28 protein-coding genes are annotated in these 25,624 nt (G+C 55.3%); 16 read left to right on the top strand and 12 right to left on the bottom strand.

The features are described 5' to 3' along the window. Positions 1-20: 20 nt before the first annotated feature. The 3 genes from ABJ205_RS12035 to ABJ205_RS12025 form a co-directional block, all read right to left on the bottom strand. The gene (locus ABJ205_RS12035; protein ID WP_348156103.1) at positions 21-740 is read right to left on the bottom strand and encodes a hypothetical protein; all 720 of its coding nucleotides are present in this window, start codon (positions 738-740) and stop codon (positions 21-23) included. Positions 741-978: 238 nt separating this feature from the next. Then, positions 979-1,461, bottom strand: coding sequence for a glycosyltransferase (locus ABJ205_RS12030; protein ID WP_348156101.1), 483 nt, complete (start codon positions 1,459-1,461; stop codon positions 979-981). Further along, positions 1,458-1,916, bottom strand: coding sequence for a glucuronosyltransferase (locus ABJ205_RS12025; protein WP_348156098.1), 459 nt, complete (start codon positions 1,914-1,916; stop codon positions 1,458-1,460). Before ABJ205_RS12025 ends, ABJ205_RS12030 begins: the two co-directional genes overlap by 4 nt. Before the next feature lie 191 nt (positions 1,917-2,107). Between ABJ205_RS12025 and ABJ205_RS12020 the strand changes: the two genes are divergently transcribed. The 3 genes from ABJ205_RS12020 to ftsH all read left to right on the top strand — a co-directional run bounded on the left by ABJ205_RS12020 (position 2,108) and on the right by ftsH (position 5,871). Continuing rightward, on the top strand, positions 2,108-3,187 hold the full coding sequence (locus ABJ205_RS12020; protein ID WP_348156095.1) for a CaiB/BaiF CoA-transferase family protein: 1,080 nt from the start codon (positions 2,108-2,110) through the stop codon (positions 3,185-3,187). Positions 3,188-3,190: 3 nt separating this feature from the next. After that, positions 3,191-3,643, top strand: a complete 453-nt coding sequence (locus ABJ205_RS12015) for a MaoC family dehydratase (RefSeq protein WP_348156093.1) — start codon at positions 3,191-3,193, stop codon at positions 3,641-3,643. Between the two features lie 266 nt (positions 3,644-3,909). Beyond that, on the top strand, positions 3,910-5,871 hold the full coding sequence (ftsH, locus tag ABJ205_RS12010) for an ATP-dependent zinc metalloprotease FtsH (protein WP_348156090.1): 1,962 nt from the start codon (positions 3,910-3,912) through the stop codon (positions 5,869-5,871). 75 nt (positions 5,872-5,946) lie between these two features. On the opposite strand, the gene ABJ205_RS12005 is transcribed toward ftsH, so the two are convergent. The 4 genes from ABJ205_RS12005 to ABJ205_RS11990 form a co-directional block, all read right to left on the bottom strand. Next, positions 5,947-7,230, bottom strand: a complete 1,284-nt coding sequence (locus tag ABJ205_RS12005; RefSeq protein WP_348156087.1) for a DUF3667 domain-containing protein — start codon at positions 7,228-7,230, stop codon at positions 5,947-5,949. 100 nt (positions 7,231-7,330) lie between these two features. Then, positions 7,331-8,062, bottom strand: coding sequence for a ParA family protein (locus ABJ205_RS12000; RefSeq protein ID WP_348156085.1), 732 nt, complete (start codon positions 8,060-8,062; stop codon positions 7,331-7,333). Between the two features lie 188 nt (positions 8,063-8,250). Further along, positions 8,251-8,595 carry a DNA-directed RNA polymerase subunit omega gene (rpoZ, locus tag ABJ205_RS11995; RefSeq protein WP_348156082.1) on the bottom strand — a complete coding sequence of 115 codons (345 nt, stop codon included), beginning with the start codon at positions 8,593-8,595 and terminating at the stop codon, positions 8,251-8,253. A 96-nt stretch (positions 8,596-8,691) separates the two neighbouring features. Then, a complete protein-coding gene (locus ABJ205_RS11990; protein WP_348156080.1) occupies positions 8,692-10,209 on the bottom strand; it encodes a replicative DNA helicase in 1,518 nt (505 codons plus the stop codon). Between the two features lie 138 nt (positions 10,210-10,347). Between ABJ205_RS11990 and ABJ205_RS11985 the strand changes: the two genes are divergently transcribed. From ABJ205_RS11985 to ABJ205_RS11975, 3 genes are read left to right on the top strand one after another with little or no spacing between them, the layout of a single operon-like run. Then, positions 10,348-10,878, top strand: a complete 531-nt coding sequence (locus tag ABJ205_RS11985; RefSeq protein ID WP_348156077.1) for a UPF0262 family protein — start codon at positions 10,348-10,350, stop codon at positions 10,876-10,878. A 26-nt stretch (positions 10,879-10,904) separates the two neighbouring features. After that, positions 10,905-11,618, top strand: coding sequence for a glycoside hydrolase family 25 protein (locus ABJ205_RS11980; protein ID WP_348156074.1), 714 nt, complete (start codon positions 10,905-10,907; stop codon positions 11,616-11,618). Then, a complete protein-coding gene (locus tag ABJ205_RS11975) occupies positions 11,597-12,046 on the top strand; it encodes a cytidine deaminase (RefSeq protein ID WP_348156071.1) in 450 nt (149 codons plus the stop codon). The genes ABJ205_RS11980 and ABJ205_RS11975 overlap by 22 nt, the downstream gene beginning before the upstream one ends. Positions 12,047-12,097: 51 nt before the next feature. Here ABJ205_RS11975 and ABJ205_RS11970 read toward each other — a convergent pair whose 3' ends face one another. The 3 genes from ABJ205_RS11970 to ABJ205_RS11960 form a co-directional block, all read right to left on the bottom strand. Next, positions 12,098-12,799, bottom strand: a complete 702-nt coding sequence (locus ABJ205_RS11970) for a DUF4197 family protein (RefSeq protein WP_348156068.1) — start codon at positions 12,797-12,799, stop codon at positions 12,098-12,100. Between the two features lie 84 nt (positions 12,800-12,883). Continuing rightward, positions 12,884-14,017: a M14-type cytosolic carboxypeptidase gene (locus ABJ205_RS11965; protein ID WP_348156065.1), complete on the bottom strand. Its 1,134-nt coding sequence runs from the start codon at positions 14,015-14,017 to the stop codon at positions 12,884-12,886. Next, entirely contained in the window at positions 14,017-14,688 is a 672-nt protein-coding gene (locus ABJ205_RS11960; RefSeq protein ID WP_348156062.1) for a hypothetical protein, read from the bottom strand. The genes ABJ205_RS11965 and ABJ205_RS11960 overlap by 1 nt, the downstream gene beginning before the upstream one ends. Before the next feature lie 64 nt (positions 14,689-14,752). Between ABJ205_RS11960 and galE the strand changes: the two genes are divergently transcribed. The 3 genes from galE to ABJ205_RS11945 all read left to right on the top strand — a co-directional run bounded on the left by galE (position 14,753) and on the right by ABJ205_RS11945 (position 16,780). After that, a complete protein-coding gene (gene galE, locus ABJ205_RS11955; RefSeq protein ID WP_348156213.1) occupies positions 14,753-15,802 on the top strand; it encodes a UDP-glucose 4-epimerase GalE in 1,050 nt (349 codons plus the stop codon). Between the two features lie 109 nt (positions 15,803-15,911). Further along, positions 15,912-16,037 (top strand): type B 50S ribosomal protein L36, encoded by a 126-nt coding sequence (gene ykgO, locus ABJ205_RS11950; protein ID WP_007165381.1) that lies wholly within the window; start codon positions 15,912-15,914, stop codon positions 16,035-16,037. Positions 16,038-16,177: 140 nt separating this feature from the next. After that, positions 16,178-16,780 carry an HAD-IA family hydrolase gene (locus tag ABJ205_RS11945; RefSeq protein ID WP_348156058.1) on the top strand — a complete coding sequence of 201 codons (603 nt, stop codon included), beginning with the start codon at positions 16,178-16,180 and terminating at the stop codon, positions 16,778-16,780. A 168-nt stretch (positions 16,781-16,948) separates the two neighbouring features. Here the strand turns inward: ABJ205_RS11945 and ABJ205_RS11940 are convergent, their stop codons facing one another. Then, positions 16,949-17,290: a hypothetical protein gene (locus ABJ205_RS11940; protein ID WP_348156056.1), complete on the bottom strand. Its 342-nt coding sequence runs from the start codon at positions 17,288-17,290 to the stop codon at positions 16,949-16,951. Between the two features lie 235 nt (positions 17,291-17,525). On the opposite strand from ABJ205_RS11940, the gene ABJ205_RS11935 reads away from it, so the two are divergent. Together ABJ205_RS11935 and recQ are read left to right on the top strand one after the other, a co-directional pair. Further along, entirely contained in the window at positions 17,526-18,080 is a 555-nt protein-coding gene (locus tag ABJ205_RS11935) for a helix-turn-helix domain-containing protein (RefSeq protein WP_348156053.1), read from the top strand. A 166-nt stretch (positions 18,081-18,246) separates the two neighbouring features. Further along, the gene (recQ, locus tag ABJ205_RS11930; RefSeq protein ID WP_348156211.1) at positions 18,247-20,040 is read left to right on the top strand and encodes a DNA helicase RecQ; all 1,794 of its coding nucleotides are present in this window, start codon (positions 18,247-18,249) and stop codon (positions 20,038-20,040) included. A gap of 11 nt (positions 20,041-20,051) precedes the next feature. On the opposite strand, the gene ABJ205_RS11925 is transcribed toward recQ, so the two are convergent. Then, positions 20,052-21,548: a YifB family Mg chelatase-like AAA ATPase gene (locus ABJ205_RS11925; protein WP_348156050.1), complete on the bottom strand. Its 1,497-nt coding sequence runs from the start codon at positions 21,546-21,548 to the stop codon at positions 20,052-20,054. A 162-nt stretch (positions 21,549-21,710) separates the two neighbouring features. Here ABJ205_RS11925 and ABJ205_RS11920 point away from each other — a divergent pair, with 162 nt between their 5' ends. The 5 genes from ABJ205_RS11920 (at position 21,711) to yidC (ending at position 25,624) form a co-directional block, all read left to right on the top strand. Beyond that, entirely contained in the window at positions 21,711-22,760 is a 1,050-nt protein-coding gene (locus ABJ205_RS11920) for a hypothetical protein (RefSeq protein ID WP_348156047.1), read from the top strand. Positions 22,761-22,886: 126 nt separating this feature from the next. Next, a complete protein-coding gene (gene rpmH / locus ABJ205_RS11915) occupies positions 22,887-23,021 on the top strand; it encodes a 50S ribosomal protein L34 (protein WP_348156045.1) in 135 nt (44 codons plus the stop codon). Positions 23,022-23,147: 126 nt separating this feature from the next. Further along, entirely contained in the window at positions 23,148-23,546 is a 399-nt protein-coding gene (gene rnpA, locus ABJ205_RS11910) for a ribonuclease P protein component (protein ID WP_348156042.1), read from the top strand. Further along, positions 23,543-23,752 carry a membrane protein insertion efficiency factor YidD gene (gene yidD, locus ABJ205_RS11905; RefSeq protein WP_348156039.1) on the top strand — a complete coding sequence of 70 codons (210 nt, stop codon included), beginning with the start codon at positions 23,543-23,545 and terminating at the stop codon, positions 23,750-23,752. Before rnpA ends, yidD begins: the two co-directional genes overlap by 4 nt. Before the next feature lie 72 nt (positions 23,753-23,824). Further along, the gene (gene yidC / locus ABJ205_RS11900; RefSeq protein WP_348156036.1) at positions 23,825-25,624 is read left to right on the top strand and encodes a membrane protein insertase YidC; all 1,800 of its coding nucleotides are present in this window, start codon (positions 23,825-23,827) and stop codon (positions 25,622-25,624) included.

Here is a 25,624-nt window from a genome sequence, read left to right as displayed (position 1 = left end):
AATTGCTGCATTGCAATTGGTTAGCATTGTGATTGCAGCACTATCGATAACCGCTCGCCCAAAGTTTGATCTTTCCCCTCAATAACCTTTTGTGCCTGACGCAAGGCCGAGCATGAGAAATTGGTACCGTCCTTGGCGCTAATCTCAATAATCTCGACGAATGCATCAGCGGGCATGACACGGGCGCCGCGTGTGAGAAAAGCGTTGTGCCACCTTTCACCACCAGAGACGATTTGCGCAAAGACCCTTCTTTCTTCACCGTGCTCTTCTGGGAAGACCACTTTGCCGGATTGTTCAAGCGATGCGCGATCAGTGCCGCCTCTTAGGAAAAGCGCAGCAAAACGCCGTGCTGCTTCCGACCGGTTACTGGCAGCGAGGGCGATTTGCATCATGGCCTCTTGAGCCAACGGATCGCGCCAGCCTCGTTGAGCTGCATATTGGATTGCAAGGCCGCTAGCTTCATTGTCGCCAGCTGTGAATTGGGCCTGCGCCAACAAACGTAGGTGCCGAGCGGGCACTGGCCGGCGCCTAACGAGTTTCTGCGCTTGAGAGACGGCCATTTCTGAAGCACCCGCATCAATTGCTAATGCTACGATTCTAGGTTGGGCTCCTGAGCGGAACGGTTCTGGAACTTCGAGTGCTAGGGCCGGTGTCTTCCGTGCCTCACGATCCAGCTGGACGCCGATAGTAATGACGGCGGCTCCGATCAGAAGTGCGAACCAGATCACGCGGCCGATCATGGTTTAACCTCCGCTCGCGGTAGGGCAAAGCGCACAAGCACAACCAGCCCAAAAGCGGCAAGCGCCAGCATAGTTTGGTTGCGAAGCGGGTAGTCTGTGATCGATTGCGGACCACTCAAACTCAACTGGGTAGGCGACATCGGTTCAAGCCTGGCCGTATTGGGCGCAGCTTTGTTCTATGTGAGTGTGATAAGGGGCAAGCGAAATCAGCGTAAGTAAAATGCGTTGCGAACGCCTGCTAAAGCTCGCCGTTTTCGATGAACTCAGCAATCGCACTGCGAAGTTGCTTGGCCGTGGAGGACATTTGCGGCCTTGCAGATGTTAAGGCCAAACCTTCAGCGATTTTTGCTGCAAGCTCAGCTTCGTCCATTGCAACGAGCAAACCAGCTCGACCTCTTAAGTTTTGGACAGTCGCCACTTGATGGTCATTGCGGTGTTCTCCATGGTCAAAACGCCGTGGGAAAAGCAAAATCGGCTTAGAAAGCCGCTGTGCAGTGAGGACTGTTCCAATGCCAGCGTGACTTATGATTAATTGGCTTTCTTGAACCAAGTTTTCAAACTCGGCTGGCGCGATGTTTTCGCGTGCTACCATGTTCTTTGGCTGGTATGTACCTTTGCCGGTCTGGGCGATTACTTCCATGCCCAAATCGGGCGCAAGCTTATCTACGGCCTCGATCAACCGATCAAAGCCCAGTTGCATGCCGACGGTAACTAGGATCACAGCACCGCTCCGCGATATTTGACGTCATTACCGTCAGCCAGATGTTCCCATTGGGTCAGGCATTGGTGCGCAGTGCGTTTGGATAGTTTGCCGCACATGGAAAGTTGCTCTCCATTCGCAACGCTATCAATCCACAGCGTACGTGCACCAAGCAATCGGCCAGCAAGCAGGCAGAAATATCCCGGTGCTGCCCCTGTCGAAAGTACAATGTGTGGGCGATGCTTAAGAATGATCTTGATCGCAGTCATAGCGCAAAGGATAGCCTTGAAGGGCGTGTTCTGATTGCAATCGGGCAATGTCTCGGCGTCCAAAATACCGCGCTGCTCAGCAATCAAAGGGTCGGTCGTTGCAAAGCGCACATCATAATTGCCCAGCGTATCGCGAAGCAGCATGAGTTGTTCCCAATGCCCGCCACCAGAGGCGATTGCCAGAACCTTGCGGTTCGATCTTGTCATGTGCTTTCGATAATCCCGTGGAGTTCTCAAACTTGCTTTGCGCCCTATTTCGCAATTGTGATGAGTGTCAATGTTCAAGCCAGTGATCGGCCCAAGGCTTTCGAATGTGTGGCCTTGCTCTTCTGCGGGGTTAGGGCCACACAGCTTGCCCGACACAAGACAAATGCGCTTTGGGATTGGAGATAATTGAAATGACCACCTCATCTGGCCCGCTTGCTGGACTCAAAGTTATGGAGTTTGCTGGGATCGGTCCGGGCCCGCATGTCGGAATGCTATTGGCTGACCTTGGTGCAGAAGTTGTGCGGATTGATCGTCCCGGCGGCGCGGTGATGAACCCCGTGGTCGAACGTGCGCGTCACAGGGTTATGGTGGATTTGAAGAGTGAGGAGGGCGTTTCCTTTTGCCGTCAAGCTGCAAGCAAGGCAGATGTGCTTATCGAGTGCCTTCGCCCAGGCGTGATGGAGCGGTTGGGGCTTGGACCTGACGAGCTTTTGGAGCGCAATCCGGGTCTTGTTTATGCGCGCCTGACGGGCTGGGGCCAAGATGGCCCGCTCGCCAAGGCAGCAGGGCACGACATCAACTATATCGCCATCACCGGTGCATTGGACGCGGTCGGGCGAAAAGGCGAAGTGCCCATTCCGCCACAAAACCTGATCGGTGATTTTGGCGGCGGCTCAATGTACTGCGCTTTTGGTATTTTGGCGGCGCTTTATGAGCGGGAACGATCCGGTAAAGGACAAGTCGTCGATGCAGCTATTGTTGACGGCGTCACCAGCCTGATGAGTTTCTTCTTTGGCCAGCGCCACGGGATGATCCGAACGAACGAACGCGGCACTGGGATGCTCGGCGGCGGTGCGCACTTTTACCAATGCTATGAATGTTCAGACGGCAAAGAAATTTCGCTCGGGTCGATTGAACCGCAGTTTTATGCAGAGTTGGTCCAACGTGCGGGCGTACCTGACCTCGCAGAAGGCCAGATGAACCCGGCAAACTGGGCGGACTACGCCGAAAGACTGACAACTTTGTTCAAGACGAAGACGCAAAGCGAATGGAACGAAATTCTTGAAGGCACAGATGTTTGCTATGGACCGGTTGTAGGTCTCGATGATGCGCCCAACCATCCGCATATGAAAGCCCGTGGAGCCTATGTTGAGCATGAAGGGCAAACCCATCCTGCTCCCGCTCCGCGTTTTAGCCGCACTCCAGGGGCGGTGCGGTCAAGCGCCGACAATGGCGATGCAATCGTCAAAAGCTGGCTTGCAGGAGAGTGAAACATGGCAGGTAAATTCTTTGACGACTGGAAAGTCGGTGAGAGGCTGAGCCACGAAATCCGTCGAACCGTTACCGAAACGGACAATCTGTTGTTTTCGACCATGACTCACAACCCTCAGCCGCTTCATCTTGACGTAGAAGCGGCGAAGGAAAGTGGATTCGGGCAAATTCTGGTGAATTCGACCTTCACCTTTTCTCTCCTCGTGGGTCTGTCAGTGGGAGACACGACGCTTGGAACGTTGGTCGCCAATTTGGGCTTTGATAAAGTGGTAACACCCAAGCCCGTGTTTATCGGCGACACATTGCGCGCCGAAAGCGAAGTCAAGGAACTCAGGTCCAGCAAATCGCGTCCTGAGGCGGGGGTGGTGACGTTCATTCACGAGCTAATCAATCAACGCGATGAAGTTGTGTGCCGGTGCGAGCGTTTTGCGCTGCTGAAGAAAAGCGACGCCTAAGCCTCTGGAGGCCGTTCGGACCGAGTCGGCGCATCACCGCCTAAGGCTTGCCACAGCACAATTCGTGCTCGCGGGGCGGCACCTGTGGCTCCGGCAGCCCTTTCTCCGCTTGTGCCTGCTGCGTACGGCGCGAAATAAACGCTGCCAGATGATCGATTTTCTGCATCTGAGTGTGCGAGAATTTCGGAGCTGTGGGCGAATACGCATTAGCTTGCGATTCACGTGACCTATCCTACATTGTGAGGGTAGATAAGGAATCGATCCGAATGAACGACCAAAACGATCCCAACGAGCAGCCTCCTGAAGGCCAAAACCCGTGGGTGAAACAACTGATGATCTGGGGCGGCATATTTATGGCGCTGTTGCTTGTTGTTTCCTTGTTCAATGGGGGCGGGCAACCCGTTGGCGAACAAATTGCCTATTCTGATTTCCGTGATCAAGTGGCTGCTGGTTCTGTCAAAGAGGTCGCTCTTGGCGAAGATTTGATCACTGGCACCCTCAATAGCGGCGAGACATTTAGCACTGTACCGGTGGCAAGCGATACGCAGATCACTACTTTGCTAGAAGACAATGAAGTGCGCTTCACGGGCAAAGCGCCTGAGCAAACAAGCTTGTTGCTCGTCATTCTGATCCAGGCCCTTCCGTTCATTCTTATTCTCGGCATTGCGTTCTTTGCTTTACGCCAGATGCAAAAAGGCGGCGGTGGCGGCGCCATGGGTTTTGGCAAATCGAAAGCCAAAATGCTCACGGAACGTCAGGGCCGCGTCACATTTGACGACGTTGCGGGTATTGATGAAGCGCGTGAAGAACTCGAAGAGATTGTTGAGTTTTTGAAAGATCCAACGCGCTTTTCCAAGCTCGGCGGTCAAATCCCGAAAGGGGCATTGCTCGTTGGTTCCCCGGGTACAGGTAAGACGCTTCTTGCCCGCGCAATCGCTGGCGAAGCTGGCGTGCCATTCTTTACGATCTCCGGTTCCGATTTTGTGGAAATGTTCGTCGGAGTAGGGGCAAGCCGTGTGCGCGACATGTTCGAGCAGGCCAAGAAAAGCAGTCCGTGCATCGTGTTCATAGATGAGATTGACGCCGTTGGACGCTCACGTGGCCATGGTCTTGGTAACTCAAACGACGAACGCGAGCAGACGCTGAATCAGCTTCTGGTCGAGATGGACGGATTTGAGGCTAATGAAGGCATTATCATTATCGCTGCGACCAACCGTCCCGATGTTCTGGACCCTGCGTTGCTGCGCCCGGGCCGTTTCGACCGTCAGGTTGTTGTGCCTATCCCTGATATCGAAGGCCGTGAGAAAATCCTCGGCGTTCATATGAAGAAAGCCCCGCTTGCTCCTGATGTGAATCCGCGCACGATCGCACGCGGCACACCGGGTTTCTCAGGTGCGGACTTGGCAAACCTAGTGAACGAAGCAGCGCTCTTAGCTGCGCGCCGGAACAAGCGTCTTGTCGCAATGCAAGAGTTCGAAGACGCCAAAGACAAGGTCATGATGGGCGCAGAACGCCGGTCTATGGTTATGACCGAGGACGAGAAGAAGATGACCGCTTATCACGAAGCTGGCCACGCGCTTGTCTCTTTGAATGAGCCGGCATCTGATCCGATCCACAAGGCGACGATCATCCCACGCGGCCGCGCGCTGGGTATGGTGATGCGCTTGCCTGAGCGTGATAGCTATTCCTACCACCGCGACAAAATGCATGCGAACCTTGCTGTTGCTATGGGTGGCCGTGTGGCTGAGGACATCATCTTTGGTTACGATAAAGTCTCCAGCGGCGCATCCGGCGATATCCAGTATGCGACCAGCCTTGCGCGCAATATGGTTACACAATGGGGCATGTCCGACAAGCTTGGCCCGCTTCAGTTTGAGGAAAGTCAAGAAGGCTATCTTGGAATGGGCCAGACCTCGCGTTTGATGCGGGGAGCGGAAACAAACAAGCTCATTGATGCTGAGATCAAGGATCTGGTCGAATCCGGCCTCAAGCGCGCTGAAGAGATTCTCAAAGAGCAAGAGGACAAGCTTCACCTGCTCGCTCAAGCTTTGCTTGAATATGAAACTCTCACCGGTGAGGAAATCGATGCGCTTATGAAGGATGGTAAGATCGATCGTCCTGATGAACCCAAGGGTCCGAGCGCCGTTAAACCGGTTCAAGGCTCTGCGGTTCCCAAAGCGGGCAAGCGTTTTGGTGGCTCGAGTGGCGAGGCTCCTCAAGGGGCCTAATCTCTTCAATTTTCCCAAATGGGAAAGGGGCGTCAGAGAAATCTGACGCCCCTTTTTCGCGTCGTCCAGTAGTCCTTAGAACGCGCCGAGCAAAAGCAAGGCCTGTAAGAACAGGATCAAGACAATCCAAATGAATATGCTCAAGAGCAAAAGGCGCCACAATGCTGAGAACTGGCCTATCTCATAGGTGCCCCGCAGCTGCTTATAGAGGTGCACGGGCGGGATGATCAGGAGCGGAAGCACCACAAGAGGCACCGGCGCTCCAAAGCTCCCTGCCAGCGATACTGCAATGAACAAGAGAGACATGAAGCTCAGTGAATAAGTCACGAAGATCGCATGATCATAAGCCTTGAAGCGCCGTTTCCAGGCGAAGACAAGCCAAACGAATGGTATTGAGAGCGGTATAAGCAACCAGCTGAATTTATAGCCATTGGCCTGCAGCTTATAGAGCATCAGACTGGGGTTCTTGTTCCACTTAGCTAAGAACGCGTCCAACGGCTCGACTCCTGTTTGCACAAAAGAGACCGTTAGATCCTCCTCTATGAAGGGATCTGACTCTTGCGCCACAGGCCTGAATTCTGCGAGGTCTGCCAACCCCTTTTCAGCAGAGGCAATTTCTGCTGCCAGATCGCGATACTCCTCCGACCCTGCAGGTAAAGAGTTAAGGTGCTCTTTGGCATCCGCAATCTGGAGCTTCCCTTGGGTTGCCAAGTCGTTAAGAAAGCTAGGATTTCCTGAGGTCAACCAGCGCGTTAGATTCCGCCCTCGGTTGTCCAGTGCGGTCAAATCTGTTTCGAGCTGCTCGCGCTCAATTCCCGATTCAATTCGCTGCGCTTGGTCCAGATCGTCAGAAGCCAGTTCAGCGTCGATCTGCTCGATCTTCTGGGCCACGTTTTCACGCTCGGATTCAACCAGAGCGGTCAGCTGAGCGCTCGCATCCCCTTCTAGATCGATCGGGGCCGAAAGACCCAACATCTGGAAAATTGCGAACATGGCAAAGACGCTGAACAAGAACATCGCCATGGGACTAACAAATTTGGCGCGCTCACCATTGATATAGCGACGCGTCAGTTTGCCCGGTTTAAAGACCAGCAGGGGGAGCGTGAGCCAGAATTTGCCATCCAGATGAAGAACCCCGTGAATCAGGTCGTGTCCGATAACGGCGAGCGAGCGATGCACTTTGCGTTTCTGGCCGCATTGCGGGCAAAAAGTGGTGGTGACCATCGCCCCGCAATTCGCACATTCTTCGGGCTGGAATTGTGTCACGCCGCCTTTGCTTTCGCCGTCCGCAGGTTCAACCGCGCGCCCGGAAAGCGCTCCTTCCATCACCCCGCCAAGACCCTCGGCAATCTCGCTCATTCAATGCACCCTCGTTTTTGCGCAGCGTTGCACTATAGGCATAGCGGGCGTTTTGCCAAAGAAGTCTAAGTCGGGAAAGTGTTTGGATTGGACCGCTGTTTCAGCCTTTCGCAAGCTTTCGCTCTATTGCTGTCCATAGCTGAGCGAATGCGCGTGCAGCTGGCGATCGAGGTGCGAAGACACCCACTGGTTTTTGCTCAACGGCGCACTGTTCGACCGCGCTCGCAAGCGGGATCACGGGCCATTTCGGATTGGCTGCGCGTGCGTCTTTGTGCAGATTTCGCCGCATGTCGATCATCGACATAACAGGGAGAATGGGCGGGTGGCTTTTACCAGAGCCTTTCACTTCCTCGACCACTTGCTTCAACGCCCTAGTGGAAAGCGGCGATGGGGGAAGGGGGACAATTACCAAATCGGCGACCCGCATTACTTGCGCGCTAACCTCGTTCAAAACTGGAGGGCAATCAAAGATGATCCGGTCGTAGTCCTTGCGAAGCCCGGCAGCGATTTTGGCAAGACGCTTTCTCTTGCCGATCCGACTGAATTGGCGATCAAGAGAACGAATACTCTCATCTGCGGGAAGCAAATGAAGGTTGGGATAATCGGTCTTTCGGATCAGTTTCCTGGGTGTCCGGTCAAGATCGAAAACGCTTTCCGCGTTGCGTTTCTTCTTGGGGTCGATGCCCATTAGAAACCCAGAACCGTTGGATGCATCCAAGTCCCACAAAAGAGTCTCGCGCCGGGAAATGCTTGCCGCGCACCATGCGAGGTTGACCGCAAAGGTCGTTTTTCCGACCCCGCCTTTCACACTGTAAACCGCTATGGATGCCATTGCGTCGTAACCTTGCTGTGAGGTGCCCTAGTCGCCGCTAGGAAAATCCTACTTTACATAACACAAGAACACTGTCGGTCTGTCAGATTGATGTCATCTGGATCGTGCTCAGGTGTCTCGAAGTGGCGCAAACAAAAAAGGCCGCCAATTCGGCGGCCTTTTCTAAGATTGTTTAGTGCCAGAGGGCCTTAGCCATCGTAGTCGGCACCAATCGAAGTTGAGCGTGTAGGAGCGCTTGCGGTGATACGCAGAGCTTCTGCCGATTGGCTCAATGAACCGATTTCATCGGCATCATCTTCGTCATCAGGAAGGATCTTTTGAAGGCCGGTCACGAGCGCTTCATTGAGTTCTTTCGGCTTGATCGTTTGTTCTGCGATTTCGCGGAGAGCCACAACCGGGTTTTTGTCGCGGTCACGATCAAGCGTCAGTTCGCTGCCGCCCGAGATTTCGCGAGCACGTTGTGCTGCGAGCAGGACGAGGTCGAAGCGGTTTGGAATCTTATCGACGCAATCTTCAACAGTAACGCGTGCCATGGGCGAGCCTCATAAAATCAAAAGCTTTTGGAAAAGAGCTGGCGAGCTAGTGTTTCACGGACTCAGAGTCAAGGAATTTGCGGGTGTGAGCACTCACTATTCTTCCATCCCCCAGCTTGAATAATCGCGGGTGTTGGGCGAGGTAAACTTGGTGATTTCGCTTTGGAAGTGGAGGGGCACGTTGCCAGTTGAACCGTGCCGCTGTTTGGCAACGATCAGCGATGCCTTGTTCTTGATCTCAAGATATTCCGCTTCCCACTGTGCGTACTTCTCTTGCAATTCGATTGAGCTTGAGCCGTCAGAGTTCGGCATGTCGGGACGCACGGCCTCTTTGTAATAGTCCGCGCGGAAAATGAACCAGACCATATCTGCGTCTTGCTCGATCGAACCCGATTCCCTGAGATCAGAGAGCATGGGGCGCTTATCATCACGCTGCTCAACCGCACGGCTAAGCTGTGAGAGCGCGATAACCGGCACACTCAGCTCTTTGGCCAATGTCTTGAGACCACGGCTAATTTCCGAGATTTCATTCACCCTGTTGTCGTTCGCCCGGCCCGAGCCTTGCAAGAGTTGGAGATAGTCGATCACGATCAGGCCAATGTCATGCCTGCGTTTGAGCCGCCTAGCTCTTGTGCGCAATGCGCCAATGGTGAGGCCGGGAGTATCGTCGATGAACAATGGCAGCTCCGCCAAACGCTGACTGGCGAAGCTGAGTTTTTGAAAGTCGTTTCGGTCCAACGTACCCGAACGCAAGGCTTCGGATGACACTTCAGATTGTTCGGCCAAAATACGTGTGGCAAGCTGGTCGGCGCTCATCTCCAGGCTGAAGAACGCTGTTGGCGCGCCGTAGCAGTGATCACCGCCTTCGTTTTGCCATCTGAGGTATTCCTCTGCGCAGTTGAACGCGATGTTGGTTGCAAGCGATGTTTTGCCCATGCCTGGGCGACCAGCAAGGATGATAAGGTCGGAATCGTGCAAACCTGCCGTCTTTTGGTCGAGCGTCTCAAGGCCAGATGTCTTTCCTGATAGACCGCCGCCCGAATTCATGGCTGCCTCAACCATTTTGATCGCAGTTAGCGCGGCATCGCGGAAGCTCTCAGCTTCCTTGCCTGTCGCAGCACCCTCTGCGACCCGGTAAAGGTCAGCTTCGGCCTGAGCGATCCGGTCCACTGGGCTGGTGTCCTCGGAGGTATCAAGCGCGCCTTCGACGAGCCCGCGGCCAACGCTGACGAGTTCACGCAAGAGGGCAAGGTCGTAGATTTGCTGCGCCAGTTCGCGGGGGGCCAAGAGCCCGGCGCCGTTGGCAGTGAGCTGTGCCAGATATTTGGGCCCGCCCAGCTCTTTTAACGCTTCATCTGCTTCAAAATGCGGACGCAAAGTCACCGGTGAAGCGGTCGCATTGCGCTCAATTAACGCCAAAATGCGTTCAAAAATGCGTTCGTGTACAGGTTCGAAGAAATGGTCCGGCCTGATCGGGGTTTGAAGTTCTTCAATCACCCGGTTGTCGATCAGCACAGCGCCCAAAAAGGCGGCCTCGGCCTCTAGATTGGATGGCAGTTTGCGACCACCATCGGGGTCATTGTCGACGAGCGAGAGAGGGGTGGGTTCAGCCATGGGCACTCAATGCGCGCGAGCTTGGAGCAGGGCAAGGTTTAGCTGCGTCAATTTTACGTCCAGTGCCTGTGGATAGCGGGGATTGGGGATAGTTGTGCTTGAAGTGTGCCCCTCGCATCTGCGAAAGCGCATCTTGTCATGTCACACTCGCCTTCCGATTCAGCTATGCAGCCAATGGGCCAATCTCCGGGAACGCATCGCATTGCGCATATTTCTCTGGATGAAGAGACGATTTTGTGGCGCAACGCCGATGTCGAACAAGAACGGCGCGTGGCAATTTACGATCTGATTGAAGAGAATACCTTTAAACCTGTCCGCAGCTTTGAGCGCGGGGCGAAGGGGCCTTACCGACTGAAGCTCGCTGTGCAAGACGGGCGTTTGGCAATGGAAGTGGCGGATCAGGATGAGACCGTGCTGGAAACGCTCGTGATCGGCCTTGCCCGGTTTCGGCGCCCGATCCGCGAATATTTTGCTATCTGCGACAGCTATTATCAAGCTATCCGCAAGGCAACGCCTGCCGAGATTGAGACAATAGATATGGCGCGGCGGGGTCTGCACAATAATGCAGCCGAACTTTTGGTCGAACGGCTCGAAGGGAAGGTTGAAACCGATTTCGCCACAGCGAGGCGTTTGTTTACACTGATTTGTGTCCTTCATATCAAGGGTTGAGACCAGTTAGGATTAAGGCAGGCAGAGTGGCGAGACGGGGTAAGAAAAAAGCTGGGCTTGGCATTTGGGTGTTCCGCGGGGCTGCGCTTTTGGTGCTGGTCGCGGTCAGCTTTGCTGCGTGGTTTTGGTGGGATATGCGCGGTTGGCGGCCTGACGCGGAACTGTATCCAGAACAAGGCGCTGTGATCGAGGCAAGGGCGGCGGATACCCGGTTCGAAACGCTTAAGGCGACGGGAGCAGACTTTGTCTATCTAGAGCTTGGCGAAGCGGTGCTTGCGCCTGATCCCGGTTTTGCAGCACGGCTGGAAAACGCTCGTGATTCCGGCCTCAAGATTGGCATCTCAACACCTTTTGATCCATGCCTTAATGCTGAAAAACAGTCGTCCTATTTTACCCGCATGGTGCCGCGTGATAGCGCGCTTTTGCCGCCTGCTATTTCGCTTAAGAGCTTGGCATCAGTTTGCCAGCCTGCAATCAGCGATGCTGCGGTTGAAAGCGAGCTTATGACGCTCATCAATCAGATTGAGATGCATTCTGGCAAGTCGGTAATCCTCAGGCTGGGGCGGGACTTTGAACTGCGTCACAATATTGCCCGGATGATTGAACGAGACCTTTGGTTGGAACGTGACCGTGCGCGGCCTGATTATGCCGGGCGGCCTTGGCTTTTGTGGAGCGCTAACAGCCAATATGTGAGCGAGGCTTCCCAGGTGCCGATTGAATGGATGGTGGTGCAAAGATGAATGATGCCAAGAAGACTTTAATCGACGCTGCTCAAAGGGCCGCACAAGCAGCTTATGCGCCTTATTCCGATTATCAGGTGGGTGCTGCACTGCTATTTGAAGATGGCGCGATCATAACCGGCACCAATGTCGAAAACGCGAGCTATGGCCTCACTTTGTGCGCGGAAACGGTCGCGGTGGCACGGGCTTTTGGTGAGGGGCGGCGAGGTGGCTTGACGGCGGTTGCAGTGGTTGGGCCCAAAGACAAAGGCGACGGTTCACCGATCACTCCGTGCGGGCGCTGTCGTCAGACCCTCAACGAAATCGCTGGGTTGGGAGGTACAGACCCGGTCATTTACTGCGTAGGCAATGAAGAGGTGCGCGAAGTCGCCTTATCACAGCTTTTGCCGCATGCATTTGGGCCCGATCATCTGGCCCCTAAAGGCTGATTTCGAGATCGCTTTTGGAGTAGAAAAACGCTTTCACCCTAAGCTTCGAGCTTAACTACCCAGCAGGCCGCCAAGCGGATTTTTGCGGAAAGTACGCTCTTCTGCGCCGATGTAGGAAAAAATTCCGTCCAGCCCCTGATCGGTGACAGAGCGATTGATGCTTTCGCGGTTTAGGCCAACTCGGCGGACGAAGGAGTGTTTGTCGGCTAGGCCATCAAAGGTCTTATACACCCCGGCGCGATCCAAAGCGCTGTCAACCAATGGTTCAAGGCGTGAATGCAGCCGATCATTGGCTGAGCTGCGAAGGTACTGCGTGCCGCCGTCCTTTTCGCGGATGATGCCCGGGGCGTCATTGAAGGAAAGATCGTCGATGGCCTCGCGGAAGATTGGCTTTGCCTCTCCTGCTGCGACGCCAGCTGCGTCGTTGATCTCGCGGGTGATACCATCGAGGATACCGAGCTTGCCTGCTCCGCCAAGGATCGAGCCAAAGATACCCCCTCCGCCGCCAAGGTTACCAAGTCCAGGAAGACCAATGCGCACCTCTTCATCGCCATAGAACGCGCCGGGCACAGCCAACTTATCAAGTGCGCCATCGGTGGCTTTGCCAAGGATCGATGAAAGGCCAAGGCTGCCTCCGCCGCCACCAAGCAGATCGCCAAGGCCTTGTGCGTGCAAGGACGCAGGCATCAAAGTGGCCAAGCCAGCGGCGCTGGCACCGACGATAAATCCACGACGATTGGCTGAAACTGACATGGCACATTCTCCCGATCCGATTGAAATCACGAGAGCTTGTAACATACTTTAAGCGCAAATGGGTCCTGCCGACGTAAAATCCTGTTACGCGGTTTCGAGCCACTCCAGCAAAGCAGCCAAACATTCACGCCCCAACATTTTGCAGCGCTCAGGTGACCAGCCTTGCTCGGGCTCAGGAAAGTCAGCTAAATCTTTGTACGGCATTTCCAATGTCATTGCGCAGGCGCCAAATCGCTCTGCTACTTGATTAGTGGAAACCGTCAGATTGGCCTTGCCTGCCCAAGCTTTCGGATAGCCAAGCTCAGTTTGGAAATCAGGTGTGCGACGATCAAGAATGCGTTCGTAAGCGTAGTATTGTTCGCCAAGTTCCTCTGTCCATGAAGGGATGCCTTCAAAGCCAGCAAGGAACACCGCCGGAATCGCTTCGTCGCCGTGCACGTCGATGGCAAAATCGACGCCTGTTTCGTCCATCTTATTGCGGATGGCGAGGACTTCTGGCGACTTTTCGGTTGTGGGCGTTTCCCATTCGCGGTTGAGGTTGGTGCCAACTGCATTGGTCCGCAAATGCCCGCGGCGTGATCCGTCCGGGTTGCAATTGGGCACAATGTGGAACCTGCATCGTTTCAACAGACCGCGCGCCACTGGATCGGCTGGGTCTGTAAGGCATTCCAATGCCCCTTCCATCCACCATTCGGCCTGTGTTTCGCCGGGGTGCTGGCGTGAATAGAGCCAAACTTGCTTTTCCCCTGCGCCCATTTGCAACATGTCCAATGGCTGGCCATCCAAGGTGGTGGTGAGCCGTGTAAGCTCAACCCCTTCGCAAGAGGCGGCCTCGGCAACGAGATCGTGATGTCGCTCCATCGAATAGGGAGCGAAGTATGCGAAATATGAAACGCCCGATGCAGGGGTGTAGGAAATCGTGAGCGTGCCGCCCTCTTCGTCCTTGTCAAAACTGCTCGAAGTGCGTGCCCAATATTCACGGTCCTCAGAAACGCAGGCATCATATCCTGGCCACCCGCCGGGAAAGGCGCTTTCATTTAGACCAGTGATTTTGAGAGTGATTTCTTCGCCTTCAGCGCCGCTCACCCGAAAGTGGAACCACTGGGCAAACTCGGATTTATGATCTTTCTTGACGGCAAGGCGAGCGCTGGTGCCTTCAACCGAGAGAATCTGGATGTTGCCGCTATCAAAAGCGGCATCAATGGCGATTTGCGTCATTATTGTTCCTGAAGTTTGTTCCCAAGGTCGTCCACGTCGATGGAGACGGTTCCGCCCCTAACCGCATCTTCGCCGCCGGGGAAGTCCTTGAATAAGGCTTCGGCTAATGCGGCGGCACTTGTGTCAACTTCGGCATAAGGCGAGTTTATCGAAACGGCTTGCTGTGCGCGCCCTTCCCAAAGGCTGTTTCCGCTCGCATCCGATATGCGCACGGAAAGTTCCGTCAGCGCATTGGGTTTACTGGAATTGCCGCCAAGGTTGAGGCCGATCCCAACGCCAAGTCCGCCGCCATAACTGCCGGTGCTTCCGCCCACGCCAACACTCACGGGGCCGCGCGATGAAGCAGGTGCAAGCGAGTTGCGACTGGTGGTTATGCGGGCGGTTTGCATTCCTGGTGCATCTTCCAATGCGATGGAATAGCCATGGCCTACAAGCTGGGCAGCAACGGCATCATAGAAGGCCTCTTTGGCGCGAAGATTGCTCACTTCCTCTGGGAAGGTGATGGCGATAGGCCCCCGATCTGTGCCTTGGCCTATTCCGGCACTTTCTTGGCTTATGAAGCGCGTGACTTCGACAGGACCGGAATAGGCTGAGCCGACACAGCCCGTTAGCGATAGGCCAAGCACAAGAGCTGGAATGATCTTGCTAATCTGTAGGTTCTTTGGTTTCATTGCGCCCCTCACCTTTTCATTCACGACTTAAAAGTCTTCTGATGCTAAGGGCGGCTCTATGAACATGACCTCAACATCGAACGACACTGTAGCGAAAGCTACCTCGGAAAAACAGGCCGTCCTGGTAACCGGCGGGGCTGGGTATATCGGTAGCCATGCCGTCCTTGCGCTTTTGGACAATGGATGGCCGGTGGCTGTGATCGACAATCTGACCACGGGTTTCCGCTTTGCAATCCCAGATGGCGTCTCCTTTTACGAAGGTGACATCGCAGACACGGACCTTTTGGCGCGCATATTTGATGAGCAAAACATCGGTCAGGGCATTGGTGCGATCATGCATTTCGCAGGTTCTATCGTGGTGCCAGAGAGCGTGGAGGACCCGCTCAAATATTATCACAACAACACTGCCAAAAGCCGGGCGCTTTTGGATGCGGCGGTGAGGGCGGGCGTGCCCCATTTCATCTTCTCTTCAACGGCTGCGACTTACGGCGTGCCAGAGGTTGCCGCAGTGTGCGAAGATACACCGCAATTGCCGATAAACCCTTATGGCTGGTCTAAGCTTATGACCGAGCAGATGCTGGGCGATATCGCGGCGGCGCATGAACTGAACTTTTGCGCTTTGCGTTATTTCAATGTGGCAGGCGCCGATCCTCAGGCGCGCACCGGGCAATCGACCGCCGGCGCGACGCACCTTATCAAAGTCGCTCTTGAGGCGGCTTTGGGTAAGCGTGAGGGTGTTGGGGTCTTCGGTACCGATTTCGACACCCCCGACGGCACCGGCGTACGCGATTATATTCACGTAAGCGATTTGGCCTCAGCTCACGTTCACGCTCTCGAAGCGCTTATGGCTGAACCTGAGCGCTCACTGACGATGAACTGCGGATATGGCCGGGGTTTCTCTGTGTTCGAAGTGCTTGATGCGGTGGACCGTGTGACAAACACCCTGATTGAACGTCGTTTGGATGGGCGACGGGCAGGCGATCCCGCTCAGTTGATTTCGGACCCATCGCTGATTCGCTCGACCCTGCCTTGGCAACCCCAGTACGATGATCTTGATACAATCATCGCCCATGCGCTTACCTGGGAGCGCAAATTAACTGATCTGCGTGGCTAAGCGGGGCAGGTAATGGTTGACGAATCTGCTGCCCCCCCATATGTGCGCCTCTGCAATTTCCGCGCGCCGGATCAATCCTTGGCGCGCTTTATTATTTGGAACAGATGTCATGAAGATCCGTAACAGCCTTAAGTCGCTGAAAAACCGTCACCGCGATTGCCGTGTTATTCGCCGTCGCGGTCGCACATATGTGATCAACAAAACCAACCGTCGTTTCAAAGCACGCCAAGGCTAATTGCCTTACGCGCGGGTGAAGCCCAGCGCGTTGTAGGGACGAAGAGACAAGCGGCCCGCCTCCATCATTGGAGAGCGGGCCGCCTCTCTTTGTAGCGCAAGAACATTTCTTGGCTGCAATTCACATAAGGGATCGAGCAGATGAGCAAAGCAGTGGTGTTCGATGTGGGGCGCGTTTTGTTCCATTGGCAATTGCGCAATCTGTTTGAGAAAATCATCCCTGACGAGGCGGAGCTTGACTGGTTTCTTAGCCATGTTGTGACCGAACAATGGCATTTTCGGCACGATCAGGGCGCGACCCTCGCTCAGATGCTACCTGCGCGCATCGAACAGTTTCCCGATCAGGCTCTGCGGATCGCGGCTTACGCTGCGCGTTTTAGCGAAACTTGCGATATTCCGGTTGCAGGCGTCCATGAGCTCGCACGGCGCCTCAACGCGTCGGGTACGCCGCTTTATTGCCTTACCAATTATGGTGATGAATTGTTCGCACAGTTCCGCGCCACTCAGCCGATCTTTGATTTGTTTGAGGACATCATCGTCTCAGGCGCTGAGAAAGTCGCAAAGCCCGAGGCCCGGATCTATGAAATCGTCGAAGAGCGATCAGGGCGCAGTGGCGCAGACCTTTTCTTCACCGATGACAATCGCGCTAATATCGAAGCTGCAGAGAAATGCGGATGGGACGCACATTTGTTCACCGATGCATCCGCGCTCGAACAGCAGTTAGCAAGCTCAGGCCTTCTTTAGAAAAATGCACAAAAAAGCCCCGGCGCGCTGTTGGGGAAGAGCGCAGCCGGGGTCTTTAGTATCACCCGAGTGGAGATACGGGTGGATGGGATGCGGGCCGCACCTCAACGCTTGAGGGGACAGGCGCGGCCCGCTGATGGAGAAGGTTGATTAAGTTGATTGCCGCAATCAATTACCGTTGCAGCGCTCAAGCTTTTCTTCGTTCAACTTTTCGCCGTTTGCAGTGAAGCCTTTGATTTCGCCGAGTTCACGGGCGAGGCCGCGGCAGATGCGTGATGCACGTGAAGAACCTTTGTTAGCAACACAGGTCGTGCCCCGACACGCCCAAGCAACGCCGCCAGCAACCGTACGGTTGTCTTCAGCAGGCTGAGCCAGCTGCGCAGTGTAGTATGGGCCGTTGTCGGCCAAAGCCGGCGTGGGCGCAGTGGCAACGCCAAAGGTGAGAGTGGTGTAAACGACCGCAGATGCAAGAATTGCGAGACGTTCGGCGCGGGGGAGAGAGAGGGTCATCTTGTATTCCTTTTGATGGTGCCTAATTGGGCATCATGTTGCGATGCACAGTTTCGAATCGAAACCAGTTGCGAATCACTACCTATGTAATTAGGTTGCAGGTTGCAACTAAAAACTGAAATTTTCTTGTACCCCCTACGGCGTGCACCAAACGGGCCTCTCATGGGACACTTTGCAGTCAGATTTTGCGATTTTGGCAAGGTCGGTTAGAAAGGTTGCAGGAGAAGGACTGATTATGGGCGATATTAGAGAACCACTGCGCGAGTTGATCGAGTGCGGATTGCCGCAAGCATTGGAAGTGATGGGCGAACGCTGGGCGTTTATGATCTTGCGGGCGAGCTTTAATGGGCTTCATCACTTTGAAGAGTTCCTAAGCGAACTTGGGATTGCACGAAACATCCTTTCGAACCGCCTCGCGAAGCTGGTTGAACACGGTATTCTTAAGCGTGAACCTTGCGCCGACGACCGCCGCAAAATCGAATATCGCCTGACCGAAAAAGGCTTTGACCTGCTGCCTGCGATGATCGCTCTTCGCCAATGGGGGCAAAAGTACAGCCACGAACCTGTGATAGAAGATCCGGTATTGGTGGATGAACAAGACCGACTGCCAATCGGGCCTGTTTCGATGCTATCGCATGATGGCCGTGTGCTCGATCACCTTGGACTCAACATGATTCGCCGGGCAGATATCGGAAGGCGTGCAGATGGCACCATTGCTACGCCCGCGGGCGAAATCGGGGACGGCGACGTGATCGATCTATCCTCTGCCAAACGGGCTGTCCGCAAATAGTCGCCTAAGCGCGGCCTTCGTTGCTTTTTCCAGAATTCTGCGGACTTCGCCGCCGCCGCATCTGGCGGCTGAGACGCGTCTGATCTAGCGAGAGGGTTCCTTTCTCCACCCTCCTTTCGGATCCTGCGCTTTGACTGCGACTACTGATGCCTCAATTGTCGATGCAATTAGCGCGCCTCTCCCCGATGGTGTGTATGAGGTTTTGCGCCGCACCTTTGGCTTCGATGGCTTTCGGGGGATGCAGGAGCGGGTGATCGCCCGCATTCTCAATGGCGAACATACCCTTGCTTTGATGCCAACAGGGGCGGGCAAGTCGCTGTGTTACCAAATCCCGGCTCTCACAACGGAAGGGACAACGATTGTTGTTTCTCCCCTTATTGCTCTGATGCATGATCAAATTCGAGCAGCGCGCGCAGTTGGGATACGTGCAGCCTCTTTGACGTCGGTGGATTCGGATCAAGCGGAGACGGCAAAGGCGTTGCGAAACGGGGAGCTCGACCTCCTTTATGTCGCGCCTGAACGGGTGAACACCTCAGGGTTTCAAGCGCTTTTGGCGCAGACGGAAATTGGGCTGTTTGCGATAGATGAGGCGCATTGCGTTTCAGAGTGGGGGCACGACTTTCGCCCGGATTATCGCGGGCTTCGCGAAACGCTTGATCGGTTTGATCATGTGCCGCGACTGGCTCTGACCGCCACCGCAGATGAGGTGACGCGCGAGGATATCCTTAAGCAGCTGGGCATTGCGCCTCAGGGGCTCATCAAAGCGGGATTCGACCGGCCCAATATCCGTTATTCCATTGCCCCACGCGACAATCAGGCAAAACAAATCGCCGATGTAATCGTGAAAACGCCTGGTGCAGGCATTGTCTATGCAACGAGCCGCAAGGGTACAGAGGATCTGGCTGAAAAGCTTGCCTCAACTGGTCGCCCGGTTCGTGCCTATCACGCCGGCTTTCCTCCAGAACAGCGCGCCGCCACTCAGGCCGAGTTTGTCCAGTCAGAAGACATGGTGATGGTTGCCACGATCGCCTTTGGAATGGGGATCGACAAGCCTGATGTGCGTTTTGTGATTCACGCAGGTCTGCCCAAATCGATCGAGGCCTACTACCAAGAAACCGGCCGTGCTGGGCGCGATGGCGATCCGGCAAGTGCCCATTTGTTCTGGGGTGCAAGCGATTTTGCCAAAGCACGCTTGTGGCTCGCCAACGTTGATGAAGAACGAATGCCGAGCGAACGTGCGCGTCTCAATGCGCTCGCCGGGCTTGTCGAGAGTGCGCAGTGTCGCCGACAACTGCTTTTGAAGCACTTCGGCGATGAATTGCCCGAACCTTGCGGCAATTGCGACCGCTGTTTGGAACCGCCTAAAGTACGCGATGTGACGGAAATTGCACAAAAGCTGCTCTCAGCCGTTTACCGCACCGGACAGAGCTTTGGCATGGGCTATATTGAGCGGGTTCTGCTTGGCCGCGATGATGACCGCGTTATGCAGCGCGGCCACGATAAGCTATCGGTTTTTGGTATTGTTGCTTCTTTGGATGCGCCATTGCTCAAGCCTGCTATGCGGTTTCTCACCGCACATGAAATGCTAGTGACGACCGAGCACGGCGGACTGGCGCTTGGACCTGAGGCAAGGGCGGTTCTCAAGGGCGAACGTGCAGTTTTGATTGCAGAGCTTCCCAGAGCCAAACGTGGACGCGGCGGTTCTAAAGGCGCAGGCGCTATCCCCAATCCGGTGGGTGACCCCTTGTTCGATGCTCTTCGTGCCAAGCGCAGCGAGCTCGCCAAGGAGCACGGAATGCCCGCCTACATCATATTCCATGACAGCGTGCTGCGCGCGATGGCTGCCTTTGCACCGCAAACCTTGCGCGAAATCGGTGAGCTTCAAGGTGTAGGAGAGAAGAAGCTCGAGACTTGGGGGGCTGACTTCCTTGAGGTCCTTCGCGCAGGTGTTTCCGGTTAAAAAAACTTGTTTCAAGGCGCGCGCATCTTTTGCCGGTAAGATAAAGCCTCCGCGATATGAGGGCGGCCGACCGTTTCCGTGCCAGCTAAATCCGCAATTGTGCGCGCGACTCGCAGAACGCGGGTATAGCTTCTGGCTGATAGCCGCAGCTTTTCTGCTGCTCTCATCAGCAATGCGCGGCCTTCCTCATCGGGTCCTGCGTGTTCCTCTAAAGCGTCGCCCCCAAGTTCAGCATTTGAGCGGACGCCGCGCGTCGCGGCATGGCCTCTGGCGCCTGCAACTCGTCTCGCGACGTCGGCGCTCCCTTCGGCTGGTGGGGGAAGGGTGAGGTCAACCGCGCTCACCGCGGCGACATCGACGTGCAAATCAATCCGGTCGAGCAGCGGTCCAGATAAGCGGGATTGATAATCGCCCATGCAGCGCGGATAGCGATTGCAGTTCTGCACCGGATCACCCGCATAGCCGCATCGGCATGGGTTCATCGCTGCAATCAACTGAACCCGCGCAGGGAAAGTGACATGCGCATTGGCCCGCGCAACATCGACCTGACCTGTTTCCAACGGCTGGCGTAGCGAGTCGAGCACTGGACGCTGAAATTCGGGCAATTCGTCAAGGAAAAGAACGCCAAGGTGCGCGAGGCTGATTTCGCCTGGACGCACTTTTAGACCGCCTCCGGTAAGAGCGGCCATGCTGGCGGAATGATGGGGTGCGCGGAAAGGCCGTGCGCGGCTGATCCGGCCTGCTTCCAAAGTGCCGGCCACTGATTGCACCATGGAAACCTCAAGCGCTTCTGTTGGACTGAGCTCGGGCAATATTCCAGGTAGGCACGATGCAAGCAGGCTTTTCCCCGATCCGGGTGGACCTGACATGAGGAGGTTGTGCCCGCCGGCTGCAGCAATCTCTAACGCGCGCTTGGCGGTTTCTTGTCCCTTCACCTGTTTCAGATCGGCTGCGACCACTGGTTCGTCAACTTCGCCGCGAGGGGGTTCGTCTAGAACCGCATCGCCTTTCAAATGGTCGAGCAGGCTTCCTAAATCGCGCGGTGCAAGGACGGGAACACCGCTTGCCCAGCGTGCTTCGGACCCTTGTGTGGCGGGACAAATCAGGCCCGTTTCCTCGCCGCTTGCATAAAGCGCTGCGATCAAAACGCCCGGCGATGCCACAACTCGGCCGTCCAGTGATAGCTCTCCCACCGCAACCCAATCATTCAACTGCTCGGCATCGGTTACTCCCATCGCCGCCAGCAGCGCGAGCGCGATCGGCAAGTCATAATGTGAGCCATCTTTGGGAAGGTCTGCGGGGGATAAGTTAATGGTGATACGCTTAGGCGGCATCGCGAGGCCCATAGCCGACAGAGCCGCCTGCACTCTTTCGCGGCTCTCACTCACCGCCTTATCGGGAAGACCGACAATAGAAAAACGTGGCAAGCCCGGTGCGACCTGACATTGAACTTCGACCCCGCGCGCCTCAAGTCCTAGGTACGCGACAGTACGAATGAGTGCGACCATGCCGCAGCCCCCCTTACGTGTTTTTGCACCCGGCACGTCCTCCGAATGTCCAGTTGTAAGCGTAAACGCGTTCTTGTCGAGCCGCTTCGCACGACTACGCAAGGACTTTGAAAGGATAAATTTTGGCACTTCGTGAAGGGAGTGCGGCATATTTTTGCCGGCATGAAGAAAATTGCCGCATTCCTCATTGCTGCCCAGCTTGCGCTGACTTCAAGCCCTCTTTGGGCTCAAGAGTATGCCGGAGCGCATAACGGCTCGCGCACTGTTGAGACCCGAAGTTGGGTAGAGGAATGGGATCCGGTGCGGGGACGCTGGGTCAAGGTTGATGGCGAGGATCTTCGTCCTGAGGGCCGTGCAATGCCGACGGTGGTGACCACAATTACCAACGCCAAAGCCGTATCAGAAACCCTCGGCGCGGTGCGATATGCAGGACCGGTTCCTGTCAACCGTGCTCCCGCAACGCTCGCGCAATATGGGCCATTCATTGTTGTGGGAACGTCGGTGGCCAAAATGGTGAGCTCCACAAATGGCCGCAGCCCACAAGATTTCGACGCGATGATGCACGATTTTCCCGGTATTTCCATTCTCGAGATGGTTGAGGCGCCGGGCACCAGCAACGATATCGCGAATCTCGCAGTAGGGCGCAGAATCCGTGAAGCTGGAATTTCGACGCATGTGCCGCGCGGCGGTTCCGTTCGCTCTGGCGCGGTTGAGTTGTTTTTGGCGGGGGCATCACGCTCGATTGAGGACGGCGCGACCTTTGCCGTTCACTCGTGGCTCGATAATCACGGACGCGAAGCGGATGATTTTGCCGCTGACCATCCTGCGCACCGTCTTTACCTCGACTATTATGTCGAAATGGGAATGAGCGAGGCTCAAGCGCGCAATTTTTACGCAATGACCAATTCTGTGCCGCATGCGAGCGCACGATGGCTTAAAGCCGATGAGATGCGCAGCTGGATCGCGCCCGAGCAAGCCTCGCTGCAGCGATATGCGGCGCGCCAAGTCGAAACCGCGCAGATCGCCGCTACTTGCACGTTCTGCGAGGGCGTGCGCGCGAATGTCGCAGCCGCCAATGCCAGCACCCAGTCAATGGATTTAGGAACGCTGGCTCTAAACGCTGTGCCGCCTGCCATCGATTACAGCGATGTGACCGGCGTGAAGATTGCGGCGAAGAATGCACTCGCTGATACGTCTTTGCTTGACTCATGAAACGCTTTTCCATAACTGCGCGCGCTTGACACAGGCCACTTATTTCAAAGAGGTCTAACCCGGTTGCGGTCGTATCAACCCATTTAGGGGCGCCCGGCAGTAACCAAGCAAATATTCGAGGACGAAATGAAGCGGACTTTCCAGCCTAGCAATCTTGTGCGTGCCCGTCGGCACGGCTTCTTTGCACGCAAAGCGACCCCAGGTGGCCGCAAAGTGCTTCGCGCCCGCCGTCGGCGCGGTCGTGGCAAACTCTCAGCCTGATTTTCAGGCTCCATACTGCGATCACGCGCCAGTTGAGCGTGTTGCATATGCAATCGGCCGTTTGGCACAAGACGGTCCAATCAAGCGGGCTCCCATTGGGGGCCCGTATGCGTTATTGATTCGGTTATGCTCAAAGTCCTTACAAAGCGCGCGGATTTTCTGGTCGCCAATAAGGGTCTGCGAAATGCGAAGGTGGGCTTCGTCTTGCTAACCCGGCCTAACAAAGGCGAGGGCGTAAGATATGGCATCACCGTCACCAAAAAAATTGGCAATGCGGTTGTTCGCAACCGGATGAAACGGCGATTCCGCGAATTGTTGCGCGAGCACCTCCCGCAGGGCGGACTGCTGGATCACGATCACGTCCTAATCGGCAGATCGGGCGGCGTCGAACGCGACTTTGCCCATCTGGCAGAGGATCTTGTCGATGTTCTGGAGCGGGCGAAATTGGGCAAGGGCGACAGCACCAGAAGGCGCAGACCGCGCAAGGGTTCGATAAAGCGCGCGCCCGTTAAAGGCCCCAAATGAAGTACATTTTGATCTTCATCGCCCGGGCATGGCAGCTTGGTCCATCGGTAATCCTACCGCCTACTTGCCGTTATTCCCCATCTTGCAGCCAGTACATGATTGAGGCAGTCCAAAAGCATGGTGCATTCAAGGGTGGATGGTTAGGGATAAAGCGTATAGGGCGCTGCCATCCTTGGGGCGGGCATGGTCACGATCCGGTGCCATAACGGTCATTGGAATCGTAAGCGTCTTACCCATATAATACACTTTGCGGTCGTCACTCACTTAAGGGTTCAGTTTTGGACAATCAGCGTAATCTTCTGCTCGCCGTTGTGCTTTCAGGTTTGCTCATCCTGGGTTGGGATGTGGGTATGCGGTACATCTACCCCGCTCCGCCTGAGCCCGTTATGGCTGAGGCAGATGGAGACCGAGTGGGCTCTCCAAGCCCTGCATCTGCAAGCGGAGCCTCTGCCAATGGAGGGGAGGCTAACACTTCTAATGCTGCTGGCGAAGCTGAAGCTGAAACGGGGCCGGTCAATCTGGAAACGGCGCTCGCTGCGCAAACCCGCGTCACAATCGATGCGCCAAGCGTTGCAGGTTCGATCAATCTGGTTGGCGCACGCATCGATGACCTTGTTCTTAAGAACTATGACGCCACCACCGATGAAGACAGCGAGTCTGTGCGTTTCCTCGCACCGGGTAACACCGAAATTGAACATTTTGCCGAGTTTGGTTTTGTTGTGTCAGGCGAACGGATGTCGAGCCGGGCGATCTGGGAAGCTGATGGTGACAGCTTAAGCGTCAATACGCCGCTCACGCTTTCACGCACGGATGAGAACGGCATCACTTACAAAATCAAATTTGCGATTGATGACAATTATATGATTGCTGTCGATCAAACGGTTGAGAACGGCTCGGAAGCGGCTTCGATCATTCAGCCTTTTGCCTTTATCAAGCGCACCAGCACGACGGCTTCGCCCGATCAATTTATCGCGCATACTGGTCCAACGGGCGTGTTTGGCGGCTCACTTTATGACCCCAATTCTTACGAAGAGCTAGCCGAGCTTGGCCGCGATTCGCCGGCGGGTGCTGCATCATGGCTTGGCTTTACCGACACACATTGGGCAAGCATTCTGATTCCGGGTGAGGGGGAGACCGATACAGCAGGTTGGCGTTCGCTTGGTGACAATCTCTTCCGCGCTGACCTTATCTATAATGCGCAAACCGTGCCAGCAGGCGGTAACATGTCGCAAACCACTCAGCTGTTTGCTGGCGCGAAGGTAAGCGGGGTTCTTGATGCCTACGAAGACACCGGGATCACTTACTTCGGTAAGGCGATCAGCTGGGGTTGGTTCGAGTGGTTTGAGAAGCCGCTTTTGTGGCTGCTTCGGACGCTCAATAGCCTTGTTGGTAACTTCGGTGTCGCGATTATCTTGCTCACCTGCATTATCCGCGGGCTCTTGTTCCCAATCGCGCAAAAGCAGTTTGCCTCGATGGCGGCGATGAAGGCTATCCAGCCTAAGATGAAGGCGCTGCAAGAACGCTATAAAGACGACAAGCAAACGCAGCAGCAAAAGATTGCCGAGCTCTTTAAGGAAGAGAAGGTCAACCCGCTTGCTGGCTGTTTACCCCTTGTCATCCAAATCCCGATCTTTTTTGCGCTTTATAAGGTGCTCTATCTGGCGATCGAGATGCGGCACGAGCCATTCTTGTATATCAAGGATCTTTCCGGACCTGATCCCGCAACGATCCTCAACGCCTTTGGCCTCCTGCCTTATGACGTGCCCGGCTTCCTTGGCATTGGCGTTCTGGCGGTTCTGATGGGCTTCACCATGTGGCTGACATTCCGTTTGAATCCAAGCGCGATGGACCCAATGCAACAGCAGATATTCAATCTGATGCCGTGGGTGCTGATGTTTGTGATGGCTCCGTTCGCAGCGGGTCTGCTCCTTTACTGGGTGACATCAAACATTCTGACCGTTGCGCAGCAAAGCTATCTCTATTCCAAGCATCCGCAGTTGAAAGCGGCAGCAGCGAAGGAGAAAGCGGAAAAGGCGCAGAAGAAGGCCCGCGAAGAAGCGGAAAAGAGCGGAGCATGA

Origin of the sequence: Erythrobacter sp. (assembly GCF_039988855.1) — a bacterium.
GTDB lineage: Bacteria > Pseudomonadota > Alphaproteobacteria > Sphingomonadales > Sphingomonadaceae > Erythrobacter.
Note: the sequence above shows the minus strand (reverse complement) of the source record. Positions and strands in the feature narration are given on the sequence as shown.

Bases quoted from the DNA above. Each gene is read 5' to 3' on its own strand.
- ABJ205_RS12035 (WP_348156103.1), bottom strand. From the start codon at position 740: ATGATCGGCCGCGTGATCTGGTTCGCACTTCTGATCGGAGCCGCCGTC.
- ABJ205_RS12025 (WP_348156098.1), bottom strand. From the start codon at position 1,916: ATGACAAGATCGAACCGCAAGGTTCTGGCAATCGCCTCTGGTGGCGGG.
- ABJ205_RS12020 (WP_348156095.1), top strand. From the start codon at position 2,108: ATGACCACCTCATCTGGCCCGCTTGCTGGACTCAAAGTTATGGAGTTT.
- ABJ205_RS12015 (WP_348156093.1), top strand. From the start codon at position 3,191: ATGGCAGGTAAATTCTTTGACGACTGGAAAGTCGGTGAGAGGCTGAGC.
- ftsH (WP_348156090.1), top strand. From the start codon at position 3,910: ATGAACGACCAAAACGATCCCAACGAGCAGCCTCCTGAAGGCCAAAAC.
- ABJ205_RS12005 (WP_348156087.1), bottom strand. From the start codon at position 7,230: ATGAGCGAGATTGCCGAGGGTCTTGGCGGGGTGATGGAAGGAGCGCTT.
- ABJ205_RS12000 (WP_348156085.1), bottom strand. From the start codon at position 8,062: ATGGCATCCATAGCGGTTTACAGTGTGAAAGGCGGGGTCGGAAAAACG.
- rpoZ (WP_348156082.1), bottom strand. From the start codon at position 8,595: ATGGCACGCGTTACTGTTGAAGATTGCGTCGATAAGATTCCAAACCGC.
- ABJ205_RS11990 (WP_348156080.1), bottom strand. From the start codon at position 10,209: ATGGCTGAACCCACCCCTCTCTCGCTCGTCGACAATGACCCCGATGGT.
- ABJ205_RS11985 (WP_348156077.1), top strand. From the start codon at position 10,348: ATGTCACACTCGCCTTCCGATTCAGCTATGCAGCCAATGGGCCAATCT.
- ABJ205_RS11975 (WP_348156071.1), top strand. From the start codon at position 11,597: ATGGATGGTGGTGCAAAGATGAATGATGCCAAGAAGACTTTAATCGAC.
- ABJ205_RS11970 (WP_348156068.1), bottom strand. From the start codon at position 12,799: ATGTCAGTTTCAGCCAATCGTCGTGGATTTATCGTCGGTGCCAGCGCC.
- ABJ205_RS11965 (WP_348156065.1), bottom strand. From the start codon at position 14,017: ATGACGCAAATCGCCATTGATGCCGCTTTTGATAGCGGCAACATCCAG.
- ABJ205_RS11960 (WP_348156062.1), bottom strand. From the start codon at position 14,688: ATGAAACCAAAGAACCTACAGATTAGCAAGATCATTCCAGCTCTTGTG.
- galE (WP_348156213.1), top strand. From the start codon at position 14,753: ATGACCTCAACATCGAACGACACTGTAGCGAAAGCTACCTCGGAAAAA.
- ykgO (WP_007165381.1), top strand. From the start codon at position 15,912: ATGAAGATCCGTAACAGCCTTAAGTCGCTGAAAAACCGTCACCGCGAT.
- ABJ205_RS11945 (WP_348156058.1), top strand. From the start codon at position 16,178: ATGAGCAAAGCAGTGGTGTTCGATGTGGGGCGCGTTTTGTTCCATTGG.
- ABJ205_RS11940 (WP_348156056.1), bottom strand. From the start codon at position 17,290: ATGACCCTCTCTCTCCCCCGCGCCGAACGTCTCGCAATTCTTGCATCT.
- ABJ205_RS11935 (WP_348156053.1), top strand. From the start codon at position 17,526: ATGGGCGATATTAGAGAACCACTGCGCGAGTTGATCGAGTGCGGATTG.
- ABJ205_RS11925 (WP_348156050.1), bottom strand. From the start codon at position 21,548: ATGGTCGCACTCATTCGTACTGTCGCGTACCTAGGACTTGAGGCGCGC.
- ABJ205_RS11920 (WP_348156047.1), top strand. From the start codon at position 21,711: ATGAAGAAAATTGCCGCATTCCTCATTGCTGCCCAGCTTGCGCTGACT.
- rpmH (WP_348156045.1), top strand. From the start codon at position 22,887: ATGAAGCGGACTTTCCAGCCTAGCAATCTTGTGCGTGCCCGTCGGCAC.
- rnpA (WP_348156042.1), top strand. From the start codon at position 23,148: ATGCTCAAAGTCCTTACAAAGCGCGCGGATTTTCTGGTCGCCAATAAG.
- yidD (WP_348156039.1), top strand. From the start codon at position 23,543: ATGAAGTACATTTTGATCTTCATCGCCCGGGCATGGCAGCTTGGTCCA.